Origin of the sequence: Micrococcus sp. KRD070 (genome assembly GCF_017168435.1) — a bacterium.
GTDB lineage: Bacteria > Actinomycetota > Actinomycetes > Actinomycetales > Micrococcaceae > Micrococcus > Micrococcus luteus.
On sequence record NZ_JABFNH010000007.1, the window covers coordinates 69,565 to 83,664 of the forward strand.

Annotated in this window: 9 protein-coding genes and 1 pseudogene; 8 read left to right on the forward strand and 2 right to left on the reverse strand. The window is 72.3% G+C overall.

The window, feature by feature from the left end:
* Positions 1–123: 123 nt before the first annotated feature.
* From coaE (J1M38_RS02425) to J1M38_RS02455, 7 genes and pseudogenes are all read left to right on the forward strand, one after another.
* The gene (gene coaE / locus J1M38_RS02425; protein ID WP_041102705.1) at positions 124–2,493 is read left to right on the forward strand and encodes a dephospho-CoA kinase; all 2,370 of its coding nucleotides are present in this window, start codon (positions 124–126) and stop codon (positions 2,491–2,493) included.
* On the forward strand, positions 2,490–3,137 hold the full coding sequence (gene coaE, locus J1M38_RS02430; RefSeq protein ID WP_036315330.1) for a dephospho-CoA kinase: 648 nt from the start codon (positions 2,490–2,492) through the stop codon (positions 3,135–3,137). The genes coaE (J1M38_RS02425) and coaE (J1M38_RS02430) overlap by 4 nt, the downstream gene beginning before the upstream one ends.
* A 37-nt stretch (positions 3,138–3,174) precedes the next feature.
* Positions 3,175–5,304 carry an excinuclease ABC subunit UvrB gene (gene uvrB / locus J1M38_RS02435; protein ID WP_036315328.1) on the forward strand — a complete coding sequence of 710 codons (2,130 nt, stop codon included), beginning with the start codon at positions 3,175–3,177 and terminating at the stop codon, positions 5,302–5,304.
* 77 nt (positions 5,305–5,381) lie between these two features.
* The gene (locus J1M38_RS02440) at positions 5,382–6,020 is read left to right on the forward strand and encodes a SatD family protein (RefSeq protein ID WP_036315325.1); all 639 of its coding nucleotides are present in this window, start codon (positions 5,382–5,384) and stop codon (positions 6,018–6,020) included.
* Positions 6,017–6,781, forward strand: coding sequence for a hypothetical protein (locus J1M38_RS02445; protein ID WP_036315322.1), 765 nt, complete (start codon positions 6,017–6,019; stop codon positions 6,779–6,781). Before J1M38_RS02440 ends, J1M38_RS02445 begins: the two co-directional genes overlap by 4 nt.
* Positions 6,782–6,830: 49 nt before the next feature.
* Positions 6,831–7,670, forward strand: a pseudogene (locus J1M38_RS02450) (TerC/Alx family metal homeostasis membrane protein); the annotation flags it as partial.
* Positions 7,671–7,686: 16 nt separating this feature from the next.
* Positions 7,687–8,946, forward strand: a complete 1,260-nt coding sequence (locus tag J1M38_RS02455; RefSeq protein WP_036315319.1) for a TerC family protein — start codon at positions 7,687–7,689, stop codon at positions 8,944–8,946.
* Positions 8,947–8,999: 53 nt separating this feature from the next.
* Here J1M38_RS02455 and J1M38_RS02460 read toward each other — a convergent pair whose 3' ends face one another.
* Both J1M38_RS02460 and J1M38_RS02465 read right to left on the reverse strand, forming a co-directional pair.
* A complete protein-coding gene (locus J1M38_RS02460; RefSeq protein ID WP_036315316.1) occupies positions 9,000–10,466 on the reverse strand; it encodes an alpha/beta fold hydrolase in 1,467 nt (488 codons plus the stop codon).
* A gap of 32 nt (positions 10,467–10,498) precedes the next feature.
* Entirely contained in the window at positions 10,499–13,132 is a 2,634-nt protein-coding gene (locus J1M38_RS02465) for an RNA helicase (protein WP_036315313.1), read from the reverse strand.
* Between the two features lie 42 nt (positions 13,133–13,174).
* Between J1M38_RS02465 and J1M38_RS02470 the strand changes: the two genes are divergently transcribed.
* Positions 13,175–14,098, forward strand: a complete 924-nt coding sequence (locus J1M38_RS02470; protein WP_036382741.1) for a methyltransferase domain-containing protein — start codon at positions 13,175–13,177, stop codon at positions 14,096–14,098.
* Positions 14,099–14,100: the final 2 nt, after the last annotated feature.

A 14,100-nucleotide genomic window follows, 5' to 3' on the forward strand; every position in this document is an offset into this window, starting at 1 on the left:
CACGCCGTCGAGCCCCGACGTGAGCTTCGGTACAGTGGAAGACCGTGCCACCCGGCACCGGCCCACCGGTGAGCGAGCACGCGTGCCGCCGCGGGCCTCCCATGACCCTGTCCCGGGAGACTCATGACTTCCCCGCTCACTCGCCTGCACGACACGTTGGGGCTCCGCACGAGTCCGGCGATCTTCTTCGGCTCGGCCGCCGCGGTCGTGCTCTTCACCGCCGCGATGGGCCTGTTCCCTGGCCCGGTCCAGGCGGCCTTCGGCGTGGTCTCGAGCTGGCTGCGCTACGACGTCGGCTGGATCTACACCCTCAGCCTGACCCTGCTGGTGGCGTTCCTGTTCATCCTCGCCGTGACCCGGTACGGCCGGGTCAAGCTCGGCGACGACGACGCGGTGCCGGAGTACTCCGGCCTGACCTGGTTCGGCATGATGTTCGCCGCCGGCGTCGGCGCGGTGCTGATGTTCTGGGGCATCGCGGAGCCGATGAACCACTACGCCAACCCGCCCATGGCGGGGACGGAGCCGTTCTCCGACCGCGCGGCCTCGGAGGCCATGGCGATCGCGAACTTCCACTTCGGCATCCACATGTGGGCGATCCTGCTCGTCCCGGGCCTGTGCTTCGGCTACTTCACGTACAAGCGCAAGCTGCCCCCGCGCGTGTCCTCCGCCTTCCAGCCCCTCCTCGGCGATCGCATCCACGGCCCCATCGGCAAGACGATCGACATCATCGCCGTGGTCTCCACCGTGTTCGGCCTCGGCGTGTCCGTGGGCCTGGGCGCCCTGCAGATCAACGCGGGCATGAACTACGTGCTGGGCACCCCCGTGGCCGGCTGGGTCCAGGCGCTCATCCTGGCCGTCGTCACCGCCGTGGGCACGGCCTCCGTGCTGGTCGGCATGGACAAGGGCGTCAAGCGGCTGTCCTACGCCAACATCCTGCTGGCGATCGCCCTGCTCGTGTACGTCCTGATGTGGGCCGTCTCCAGCATGGACGTCATCCGCGGCACCGTGCAGGCGATCGGCGAGTACGCCTCCATGCTGCCCGTGCTCTCCACCTACAACGACACGTACAACTCGGGCCAGTGGTCCGGTGACTGGACCGTTTTCTACTGGGCCTGGACCGTGACGTGGGCGCCCTTCGTGGGGATGTTCTTCGCCCGCATCTCACGCGGCCGCACCATCCGCTCCTTCATCATGGCCGGCCTCGGCCTGCCCACGGCGTTCGTCATCATCTGGATGGGCATCTACGGCTACTCCGCGTTCCAGTCGGACCGCGCCACCGCGCCGGCGCCGGGCCAGGGCGGTGACCTCACGCAGACGATCGTCACCGACGGCAACGTCCAGGCCGCCCTGTTCCAGCACCTGCAGGGCACGCCGCTCTACACGGTGGCCGCGGTCGTGGCGCTCGTGGTCATCACGCTGTTCTTCATCACCTCGATCGACTCGGGCGCGCTCGTGATGGACGCGATGGCCAATGGCCACGAGGATGCCGCGCCCCGCCGCCAGTCCGTGTTCTGGGCCGTGTCCATCGGCGCGGTCTGCGCGGCCATCATCCTCACCGCGGGCGAGAACGGCCTGGCGGCGCTGCAGGAGGTCATCATCGTGATCGGCCTGCCCATCCTGCTCATCACCGTCACGCAGGCCGCACTGCTGCTGCAGGCCCTGCGCGAGGACGCGGGTGCCGCGCGGCCCATGCGGACCCGCCAGTGGAAGCAGGTGCTGCCGGTCGAGGAGTACCGCCGCCGCGCCACCGAGGACGGCGTGGACGTCTCGGACTTCGTGATCCGCCCCGAGTTCGAGGTCGGCACCGAGCCGGAGAACGACACGCACACCCCGAAGACGTGGCACCAGCAGCGCATCGACGCGGCCAAGGCCCTCGTCACCGTCGGCCTGACCGGCGGCATCGCCGCGGGCCGCACCGAGGTCGGCGCGGAGCTCGAGCGGCTGGGCGCCGTCGTCGTGGAGTTCGACGACCTGATGGGGGAGATCCTCGTGCCCGGCAACCCCGTGCTCGAGGAGCTCCGCTCGGTCTTCGGCGAGGACATCGTCCGCGCGGACGGCACCCTGGACGCGCGCACCCTCAACCGGCTCACCACCGAGAGCTCGACCGCCCGGACGCGCATGTACGAGATCGTCTCCCCGGCGGTGCGCGACGAGGCGAACCGCCGGGCCCGCGAGATCGGCGAGGACTCCGTGCTGGTGGTCGACCTGGCCCTGCTGGCCGAGACCGGCTCCGGACAGGACTTCGACCAGGTGCTGGCCGTCTCCGCTCCCGCCGAGGTGCGCGTCGCCCGGCTCATGGAGTCCCACGACATGACCCGCGAGCGGGCCTGGGCCTTCATCGACGAGGAGGCGGCGGACGAGGAGCGGGCCGAGATCGCGGACACCGTGATCGAGAACGACGGCTCGCTCGAGGACCTGCAGGAGGCCGTCCGGGCATACTGGGAGGCCAAGATCCAGCCTCAGCTCGAGGCCGCCCGAGGAGAGCGCGTATGACCGAGACCGACCCGGTGGCCGAACGGCCGCGCGTCCATGTGGGCCTGACCGGCGGGATCGCCGCCGGCAAGTCCGCGGTGGCCCGTGTCCTGCAGGAGCGTGGCGCGCTCCTGGTGGACTCGGACGCCCTCGCCCGGCTGGTCCTCGAGAAGGGCACCGACGGGCTGGCCGCCGTCCAGGACGAGTTCGGGGACCGCGTCATCACCGCGGACGGTGAGCTCGACCGCGTCGAGATGGCCCGCATCGTCTTCGGGGACGAGGGCGCCCGACAGCGCCTGAACCGCATCGTGCACCCCCGGATCCGGGCTGCGGCCCGGCGCATCGTCGCCGAGGCCGGGCCGGACGCCGTCGTGGTCCAGGACGTGCCGCTGCTGGTGGAGACCGGGCAGGCGGACGCGTTCGACCTCGTGATCGTGGTGGAGGCCCCGCTCGAGGAGCGCCTGCGCCGGATGGTGGAGGACCGCGGCATGAGCCGCGCGGACGCCGAGGCGCGGATCGCGGCCCAGGCCACGGACGAGCAGCGGCGCGCCGTCGCGGACGTGGTCATCGTCAACGACGCCGACCTCGAGCGGCTCGCGTCCGTGGCGAACCAGGTGTGGGACCGGTTCCTCGCCCCCGGCGCGGCTGAGCCCTCGGCGGACTGACCGCCGGGGTGTCCGGGGCGCGACGTAGGGTTCTGCCATGAGCCTGGCCCAGAAGATCAACCGCGTCGTCGCCCCGTTCGAGGTCATCTCCCCCTACCAGCCCTCCGGTGACCAGCCGAAGGCCATCGCCGAGCTCGCCGAGCGCGTGGAGGCGGGGGAGAAGGACGTCGTCCTGATGGGCGCCACCGGCACGGGCAAGTCGGCGACGACGGCGTGGCTCGTCGAGCGCCTCCAGCGGCCCACGCTGGTGATGGTGCAGAACAAGACGCTCGCGGCGCAGCTGGCCAACGAGTTCCGGGAGCTGCTGCCCAACAACGCGGTCGAGTACTTCGTCTCCTACTACGACTACTACCAGCCCGAGGCGTACGTCCCGCAGACGGACACCTTCATCGAGAAGGACTCCTCCATCAACGAGGAGGTCGAGCGGCTGCGCCACTCGGCCACGAACGCGCTGCTGACCCGGCGGGACGTGATCGTGGTGGCCACCGTCTCCTGCATCTACGGCCTCGGCACGCCCGAGGAGTACATCGAGCAGATGGTCACCCTGCGCCGCGGTGCGGAGATGGACCGGGACGTGCTCCTGCGGCGGTTCGTGCAGATGCAGTACGTGCGCAACGACGTCGACTTCCACCGCGGCACCTTCCGGGTGCGGGGGGACACCGTGGAGATCATCCCCATGTACGAGGAGCTCGCGGTGCGCATCGAGTTCTTCGGGGACGAGATCGAGTCCATCCAGACCCTGCACCCGCTCACCGGCCAGGTGGTGCGCGAGGAGGAGGAGATGTACATCTTCCCGGCCTCGCACTACGTGGCCGGCGACGAGCGCATGGGCCGGGCGATCACCACCATCGAGGACGAGCTGCGGGAGCGGCTGCAGGAGCTGGAGTCCCAGGACAGGCTCCTCGAGGCGCAGCGGCTGCGCATGCGCACCACGTACGACCTCGAGATGATGCAGCAGATGGGCTACTGCAACGGCATCGAGAACTACTCGCGCCACATCGACGGCCGTCCCGCCGGCTCCGCCCCGCACTGCCTGCTGGACTACTTCCCGGACGACTTCCTGCTCGTGGTGGACGAGTCCCACGTGACCATCCCGCAGATCGGCGCGATGTACGAGGGGGACATGTCCCGCAAGCGCACCCTCGTGGAGCACGGCTTCCGCCTGCCCTCGGCCATGGACAACCGCCCGCTGAAGTGGGATGAGTTCCTCGAACGGATCGGGCAGACCGTGTACCTCTCCGCGACGCCGGGCGCCTACGAGCTCGGCCAGGCGGACGGCTACGTCGAGCAGATCATCCGGCCCACCGGGCTGGTGGACCCGCAGGTGGTGGTCAAGCCGACCGAGGGCCAGATCGACGACCTGCTCGAGCAGATCCGGGTGCGCACGGCCAAGGACGAGCGCGTCCTGGTGACCACGCTGACCAAGCGCATGGCCGAGGACCTCACGGACTACCTGCTCGAGGCGGGGGTGAAGGTCGAGTACCTCCACTCGGATGTGGACACGCTGCGCCGCGTGGAGCTGCTGCGGGAGCTGCGCAAGGGCACCTTCGACGTGCTGGTGGGCATCAACCTGCTGCGCGAGGGCCTGGACCTGCCCGAGGTCTCGCTCGTGGCGATCCTGGACGCGGACAAGGAGGGCTTCCTGCGCTCCACCACCTCCCTCATCCAGACCATCGGCCGCGCCGCCCGCAACGTCTCCGGCGAGGTCCACATGTACGCCGACAACGTCACGGACTCCATGCGGCGGGCGATCGACGAGACCGAGCGGCGCCGGGCCGTGCAGATCGCGTACAACGAGGAGCACGGGATCGACCCCCAGCCGCTGCGCAAGCGCATCGCGGACATCACGGACCAGCTGGCCCGGGAGGACGCGGACACCGCCGACTTCCTCAAGGGCATGGGGGGCGTGAAGTCCGGGTTCGACTTCGGCATGGGCCACCGCGGCCTCAGCTCACTGGACCGGGCCCCGGCCACGGGGGAGGGTGCCGAGGCCCCGGCGGTGGACCCGGCGTCGCTGCCCGCCAAGGACCTGGCCGATCTGATCGAGCAGATGTCGCAGCAGATGCACCAGGCGGCGGCGGACCTGCAGTTCGAGCTCGCGGCCCGCCTGCGCGATGAGGTCGGCGAGCTCAAGAAGGAGCTGCGGCAGATGAAGCGGGAGCAGTGACCGCCCGGCGCGTTCCGCGCCCCGGGGTGTTATGAAAACACTGATGAATATCTTCATATCAGTGATAGTGTGACGCCATGAGCGCAGCACCCCCGGTCGCGGCCGTGATCGCGGACATCGTCGGCTCCCGCGCCCTCCCGGACCGGGACCGCGCGCAGGAGCAGATCCTGGCCGCCTTCGCGGCCGCGGAACAGGACGTCCCGCCGCTGCGTCCCGCCTGGGCCAGCGTCGGCGACGAGTTCCAGGCGCTGCACCGCACCTGGCCGGACGCGCTCCGGCTGACCGTCCGCGTCACGCTCGCCCTGCCCCCGGGCCTGGACCTGCGCTTCGGGATCGGCCTGGGGCAGCGGCGGGCCCTGGACGCCGGCGGAGACGGCATCGAGGACGGACCGGCCTGGTATCGGGCCCGCGAGGCCGTCGAGCGCGCGCATGAGCGGGCTGTCGGAGCCGCGACCGCCTTCCGCGCCGCGGACCCGTCCCTCACCGCCGCCGTGGACGGGCTCGTCCTGCTGCGCGACCATGTCCTCGGCCGACTCAAGGCCCGCGAACGCCGAATCGCCGCCGCCCTGCTGGGCGGGGCGACCCAGGCGGAGGCGGCACGGGCGGAGCGGATCACGCAGTCCGCGGTGTCACAGGCCGTCGCGCGGTCCGGGATCGACCGGCTGCTCGAGCTGGACGCCGAGCTCGCCGCCGCGGCGACGGAGGTCGCGCCGTGACCGCCCTCGCCCTGCTCGCGCTGGGGCTGCACGACCTGCTCGACGCCGTCCTGCCCGGCGCCTGGCCCACCCCCCGGCGGCGGTGGCTGGCCCGGGCCGGCGCGGCGGTGGCCGCCGTCCTCGCCGCGGTGCTGGTGGCCGTCCTGGCGCCGACCGGCATCTCCGTCGCGGTGGGCGGCGGCCTGGTGGCCCTCGGCCTGCTGATGGGCTGGACGTGGCTGCACCCGGACCGGCCGCTCGGGGTGGTCGCGGTGGCGGCCGCGGTCGGCCTGGTGGCCGTGCTCGAGTCGACCCTGGCGCCCGCGGGTCTGCGCTCCGCGCCCCCGGCACTCACGCTGCTGGCGGTGACGGTGGCGCTGACCGAGACCGGCAACCGGGTCACCCGCGCGGTCCTCGCCCTGGCGGGCCGGTCCGCCGACGGGGGCGACGAGGAGGCGGAGGACCCCGCGGCGGAGCCCACGACCGTGCCGTCCGCCGCGCCCACGGACCCCGCGGCCGACGGCCTGCGCGGCGGTCGCTACATCGGGCCCATGGAGCGACTGCTCATGGTCGTCCTGGGGCTCGCGCAGGCCTATCCGGTGATCGCGGCCCTGATGGCGGCCAAGGGCATCGTGCGCTTCCCGGAGATCTCGGCGGACCGCGGAGCCGGCTCGCGCGCGGAGGAGTTCCTCATCGGCTCCCTCGCCAGCTGGGGCCTGGCCGCCGCCGGCGCCGTCGTCGTCTGGCTCGCCCTCGGCTTGACCGCCCCCGGCGCAGCCTGAGACCGGGCCCACCCGCATCCGCGCGCGGGACCGCACCCGTCTAGACTGGCGCGGCCCCCACGAGCCCTCCATGAAGGAGGCCGGCCTGTGGATCGGGTTCTACGTGGCGCTGGCGCTGGTCTTCGCGGGGCTGCTCTTCGCCCTGGGCGATGCGCAGCACGGCACCGAGTTCCTCGCCGGCTGGGTCACCGAGTACAGCCTCAGCGTGGACAACCTGTTCGTGTTCCTCATCATCATGGCCAAGTTCCAGGTGCCCCGCCGCTACCAGCAGGAGGTGCTGATGGTGGGCATCATCATCGCGCTGATCGCCCGCGCGGTGTTCATCGCGGTCGGCGCCGTCGCCATCGAGCACCTGACGTGGGAGTTCTACATCTTCGGCGCCTTCCTGCTCTGGACCGCCTGGCAGCAGCTCAAGGACGACGGCGGGGACGAGGAGTCCGAGCCGGGCGTCGTGGCCCGCCTGACCCGCCGCCTCAACGTGGCGCCGGACTACGACGGCAACCGACTGCGCACCACCGTGGACGGCCGGCGCATGTTCACCCCCATGGTGGTCGTGTTCATCACGATCGGCCTGACGGACGTGATGTTCGCGGTGGACTCCATCCCGGCGATCTTCGGCCTCACCCAGAACTGGTTCATCGTCCTGACCGCCAATATCTTCGCCCTCATGGGCCCGCACCAGCGGGCCCGACGACGCCCCGCTCCGCCCGCCGCGGGTCGGGGCGTCGTCGTGCGACCGGGTAGACTGACCGGCGACGTAGGGGAGTATCCCGAACACTGTGGACGTCAGCACGCCGCGGCCGCCGAGAGCGCGCCGCCGGCCGGACACAGGGGCCCGGGCCGCGGCCGCGGCGGGCGGAGAGACTTGCGGCACCGTCCTGACCCCTGACGCCGAGAGGTGACCCGTGGAAATCAACGGCCTGACCTGGGGCCTGACGATCGCGCTGATCGTCGGGCTCCTCGCGTTCGACTACTTCGCCCATGTCCGCAAGGCGCACACGCCGTCGATCCGGGAGGCCGCGATCTGGTCCGGCGTCTACGTCGGCCTCGCGCTCGTCTTCGGCCTCGTGTTCTTCGCCTTCGGCGACACCCAGCACGCGGTCGAGTACTACACCGGCTACCTGCTGGAGAAGGCGCTCAGCGTCGACAACCTGTTCGTCTTCCTGGTCATCATGGCCAGCTTTCGGGTGCCGCGCGAGTACCAGCAGAAGGTGCTGCTGTTCGGCATCACGTTCGCGCTGATCTCGCGCACCCTGTTCATCCTGCTGGGCGCCGCCGTCATCGCCGCGTGGTCGGACGTGTTCTACCTCTTCGGCCTGTTCCTGCTGATCATCGCCGGCGGCCAGCTCAAGGGCGAGATGTCCGGCGACGCCGAGGGCGCCCAGGACGAGGCGGACAACGTGATGGTCCGCCTCGTCAAGCGGTTCCTGCCCGCCTCCGAGCAGTTCGACGGCGACCGCCTCTTCACGACGGTGGACGGCAAGCGCCTCATGACGCCGATGCTCCTCGTGATGATCGCGATCGGCGCCACGGACATCCTCTTCGCCTTCGACTCCATCCCCGCGATCTTCGGCGTGACCCAGGAGGCGTACATCGTCTTCACCGCCACGGCGTTCTCGCTCATGGGCCTGCGCCAGCTGTACTTCCTGATCGACGGCCTGCTCGACCGCCTCGTCTACCTGGCCTACGGGCTCTCCGCGCTGCTGGCGTTCATCGGCGTGAAGCTGATCCTGCACGCCCTGCACGAGAACAACCTGCCGTTCATCAACGGCGGCGAGAACGTGCCCGTCGTCGAGATCCCCACGACGCTGTCCCTCGTGGTCGTCGTCGTGATCCTGGCGATCACCGTGGCGATCTCCCTGGCCTCGCCGAAGGGCCAGGCCCTGCGGGCGCTGCAGAACGCCGAGAAGTACTCGTATCGGTACTCGAAGCTGGCCGAGGACGCCGACCCGGCCGAGCGCGAGCGCGCCGCCGCCCTGATGGACCGCTGGACGGCCCGGGCCGAGGCCCTGGACCAGCGCTGGCGCGACCAGCTGCTCGAGCACAAGGACGCGTGGTCGGCCATCATCCGCACGGCCCACGAGACCCGGCTCGCCGATCCCCGTGACGACGACGCGCGCGGGGTCTCCGAGCAGATCGTGCGACAGGACGGGCCCACCGTCTGAGCCGATCACGGCACCGGGGGAGTGCTCCGCCGGCGCCCGGGCCCCCGGGCCGGTCAGTCGACCGGGTCGGGGGCCGTCGTCGTCCCGGCGCCGTCCGCCGCGGTCATCGCCAGGAGCCGGTCGAGGATCGCCGGCCCGTCGTCGGCGATGCCGTCGTGGTGGAAGGCGTCGGTCTCCCACACCTGCAGGCCGCGGACGCGCCGCGCCGTCTCGAGCGAGAGGTCCCGGTCCACGTACACGTCGTCGGCGTAGACCGCGGCGGCCACGGGGACGGTGTTCTGCGCCAGGGCAGCCACGTCGTAGAGCGGGCCCCACTGCGTGCGCTCGGCGAGCAGCCGCGCCGTGCCGGCCAGGGGCCGCAGCCGGGGGTCGACCTCGACGGACCAGGGCATGACGTGTTCGCCCGTGGGCAGCGGGACCGTGGTCGCCTCCGGGTCGAAGTCCGGGTGCTCGGCGAGCATCCGGGACGCCGACCAGCCGGTGTCCGCCCGGCCGCCGGCCAGGTCCGCCGGCTGCGCGTAGATCGCCTCGTGCAGCACGGTGTAGAGCGGGTTGACGAGGCGGTCGTCCTGGTCGGCGACGGCGGCCAGGAACGTCTCGGACAGGCGCGGCGCGGGTCCGGTGCGGTCCACGGCCTCGGCGAGGACCCAGTGCAGGCGGTCCACGCGGGTGTTGCCGCCCAGCAGCATGCCCAGACCCTGGGCCCGTCCCACGGTGAGCGGCCCGCCGCCGGGCAGGGGGATCGGGGCGCCCGCGGCCTCGGCGGCGCGGATCAGCCCCACGGCCTCCGACCACGCGTCGCGGTCGGCCGGGTGCCGGTCGAAGAACTCCTCGGTGCGGGCGCGCATCCGGGCGTAGGTGGCCCGGTAGACCCGGTCGGCGTGGCCGGTGAGCGGGGCGAGGCCGCCGGTCACCAGGCTGCGCTGCAGGCCCTCCGGGTGGAAGGAGAGATAGCTCAGCGTGCAGAACCCGCCGAAGCTCTGGCCCAGTGTGGTCCACGGCCCGGCGCCGAGGGCGAGGCGCAGCATCTCGGCGTCCCGCACGATCGAGGGCGCCCGCAGGTGCACCAGGTGCTCGGCGCGCGCCTCGTCCGTGGCGAAGGCGCCCGGGGCGGTCAGGGTCGCCACAGTGGCCGGGGTCGAACGCCCCGTGCCGCGCTGGTCCAGCAGCAGCACGCGGTGGCTCTCGGCCAGCGCGCCGAGCCAGCCGCTCAGGCGCGCCGGGCGGGGCCCGGCACTGCCGGGGCCACCCTGGAGGTACAGGGCCCAGGGGCGCTCGCCCTCGGGGTCGTCCTTCGCCCGGATCTCGCGGGCGAAGACGGTCAGCGTGCCGCGCCCGTGCGGCCCGACGCCGGTGCCCGCCGCGTCCTGCGCCTCGGCCTCGGCGAGGCCCAGCGCGTGGTCGATCGGCACCGAGAACCAGTGGTCCACCGTGACGGTGCCGTCGTAGAGCTCGGTGCGCTCGCCCACGCGGTGGCGGGCCGGCTCGAGGGGAGCGAAGCCGCGCGGGTCGCCCGCCACGGGCCGTCCTGCCGCCCGAGCGTCCCCGGCGCTCACAGGCCCCACCCGGACTCGGGCGCGCCCACGGAGACCACCCGGATCACGGGATGGCCCGCCTCGTCGGAGGCGTCCAGGTCGACCACGGCGTTGATCCCGTGGTCCAGGTCCCCGTCCGGGTCCTTCAGGACCTGCCGCACCGCCCACCAGCGCGGGCCGGCCAGCTCCAGCGGGGCGGCGACGTCGGGGGCCGCGGCCACGCGGAACAGCTCGGGGCCGCGCGCGGCGGGGCCGTCGTCGATGTCCTCGTGGTCGTCGAAGTAGGCGTCGAGGGCGTCGGCCCAGTCGTCGGCGGACAGCTCGCCGGACAGGCGCGCGAGCGCCTCGTCCCGCTCGTCGCCGAACAGGCGCACCCGCTGGAACATCGCGTTGCGGACCATCACCCGGAACACGGGCTCGTTGTCCGTCAGGCGAGGCGGGGCCGGCGGCTCGAGCGCCTCCATGTCCCGGCGCAGCTCGTCGATGTCCCCGGCCACCAGGTCCTCCCACTCCTCCAGGAGGGACGAGTCGGTCTGCTTCACCATCTCGTCGAGCCAGTCCAGCAGCACCTGGAGCTCCTCGGTGCGGGCCGCCTCGGGGACGGTGTGGCGCAGTGCCTTGACCGCGTCCGTGAGGTAGCGCAGCAGCACGCCCTCGGACCGGGCGATCCCGTAGAACCGCACGTAGTCGCCGAAGCCCATGGCCCGCTCGAACATGTCGCGCACCACGGACTTGGGGGTCAGCTCGAACTCCGCGAGCCACGGGGCGTCCTGCCGGTAGAGCTCGAACTGCTGCTCGAGGAGCTCGGCCAGCGGCCGCGGGTGGGTGATCTCGTCGAGGGCCCGCATGCGGTCGTTGTAGTCCATGCCCTCGGCCTTCATGGCGGCCACGGCCTCGCCCTTGGCGTGCTTGACCTGGGCGGAGAGCACCTGGCGCGGCGGGTCGAGGGTCGCCTCGATCACGGAGACGACGTCGAGCGCGTGGTCGGGATCGGCCGGGTCCAGCAGGTCGAGCGCGGCGAGGGCGAAGGGGGAGAGCGGCTGGTTGAGCGCGAAGTCCGGCTGCAGGTCCACCGTGAGGTCCACGGTGCGGCCCTCGGCGTCCGGCTCGGGCAGACGCTCGACGACGCCCGTGGCCAGCAGCTCCCGGAAGATCCCGAGCGCGCGGCGCATGAGCACCGCCTGGCGGGCCGGGGTCTCGTGGGTGCCGCGCAGCAGGCGCCGGACCGCGATGACCGGGTCGCCGGGCCGGTCGAGGATGTTCAGCAGCATGGAGTGCGTGATCCGCATGCGGGAGACCAGCGGCTCCGGCTCGGCGGAGACGAGGCGCTCGAACGTCGCCGGCCCCCACGAGACGAAGCCGGCCGGCGGGGTCTTGCGCTTGCCGGACTTCACGGACTGCTTCATGCGCTTGGCCCGCTCGGCCTCGTCCTTGACGTTCGCGAACTTCGCCGCGGCCTTGCGCTCGGCCGCCTTGTTCTCGATCACGTGCTCGGGGGCCTGGACCACCACGGTGCCGGAGGTGTCGAAGCCGGCCCGGCCCGCCCGGCCGGCGATCTGGTGGAACTCGCGGGCCTGGAGCAGGCGGGTCTTCTCGCCGTCGAACTTGGAGAGCGCGGTGAGCAGCACGGTGCGGATCGGCACGTTGATCCCGACGCCCAGCGTGTCCGTGCCGCAGATGACCTTGAGCAGCCCGTCCTGGGCCAGCTTCTCCACGAGGCGGCGGTACTTGGGCAGCATGCCCGCGTGGTGCACGCCGATGCCCGCCCGGACGAGGCGGTTCAGGGTGTGCCCGAAGCCCGCGGAGAAGCGGAAGCCGGCGATCCGCGCGGCGATCGCCTCCTTCTCCTCCCTGGACGTCACCGAGATCGAGGACAGACCCTGGGCCGTCTCCACGGCGTCCAGCTGCGAGAAGTGCACGATGTACACCGGTGCCTGGTGGGTGCCCACGAGCTCCTCGACCTTCTCCTGCAGCGGCACCTCGGACCACTCGAACGTCAGCGGGATGGGGCGCTGCGCGTGGGCGACGACGGCGACCTCGCGCCCGGTGCGCTCGGTCAGGTCCGCCTCGAGGCGGGTCGTGTCGCCGAGGGTGGCCGACATCAGCAGGAACCGGGCCTGCGGCAGCTCGAGGAGGGGCACCTGCCAGGCCCAGCCGCGGGAGGGGTCCGCGTAGTAGTGGAACTCGTCCATCACCACGGTGCCGATCTCCATGCCCGAGCCCTCGCGCAGCGCGCGGTTGGCGAGGATCTCGGCCGTGCAGCAGATGATCGGCGCGTCACCGTTGACGGTGGAGTCACCCGTGACCATGCCCACGTTCTCCGCGCCGAACACGTCCACCAGCGCGAAGAACTTCTCCGAGACGAGCGCCTTGATCGGCGCCGTGTAGTAGGAGACGGCGTCGTGGGCGAGCGCGTCGGCGTGCGCGGCCAGCGCCACCAGGGACTTGCCGGAGCCGGTGGGCGTCGCCAGGATCACGTGCCGGCCCTGGACCAGCTCGAGGGCGGCCTCCTCCTGGGCGGGGTAGAGCGAGATCCCGCGGTCCTCGGTCCAGGCCGCGAAGGCCCCGAAGACGTCGTCGGCGTCCGGGGCCGGCGGGAGCGCGTCGATGCGGTCGGTCAGCGAGGGCGGGTTCGTGGCGGCAGAAGTCATCGCCCCCAGGGTATCGGCCGCTCCGCGCGATACGGTGCCGCCATGAGTCAGATCGCGCCCGAGAGCCCGCACCCGGACACCGACGCCGTCGTGGGGGACGTGACCGGCCGACAGGGCGGGGGGTTCACCTGGGATCCCGCGCAGTACGAGGGCTTCGCCGAACACCGCGCCCGCCCCTTCCACGACCTGGTGGGGCGCGTGCGCGCCGAGGCCCCGCGCGTCGTGGTGGACCTGGGCTGCGGCCCGGGGACCCTGACCCGGACGCTGGCCGAGCGCTGGCCGGACGCCGAGGTGATCGGTCTGGACGACTCGCCCGCCATGCTGGAGCGGGCCCGGGAGCAGGCGGCCCGCACGGGCGCCCCCGCCAACCTGCGCTTCGAGGCGGTCGACGCCTCGCAGTGGCGCCCGTCGGGGGCGACGGACGTCGTGGTGTCCAACGCGATGCTCCAGTGGATCCCGACGCACCGTCGCCTGATCCGGCGCTGGCTCGGGGACCTCACGCCGGGGGCGTGGTTCGCGGCGCAGATCCCGCGGCCCTACGAGCAGCCCTCCCACGCGGCGATCGTGGCGCTGGCGGAGGACCCGGCCTTCTCCGAGCCGCTGCACGGGGTGGCGACGACCCGCACCGTGGCGCCGCCCGAGGAGTACACGCGGCTGTTCCTCGAGGCGGGGTGGTCCCCGGTCGTCTGGGAGACGGAGTACCAGCAGGTGCTGACGGGCGAGGACCCGGTGTTCCGGTGGACCTCCGGCGCGGCCCTGCGACCGAGCCTGCAGGCCCTGGCCCGCTGGGACGCCGAGGAGGGCGCCGCCGAGGGCGCCGGGCTGCTCGAGGCGTTCGTGGACCGGTACCGCGCCGCCATGCGCGAGGCGTACCCGCCGGTGCCCGGTGTCACGGCCGACGACGGCGGCCCGGTCACGATCTTCCCGGCCCGGCGCCTGTTCATGGCGGGGCAGAAGCCGGCCTGACG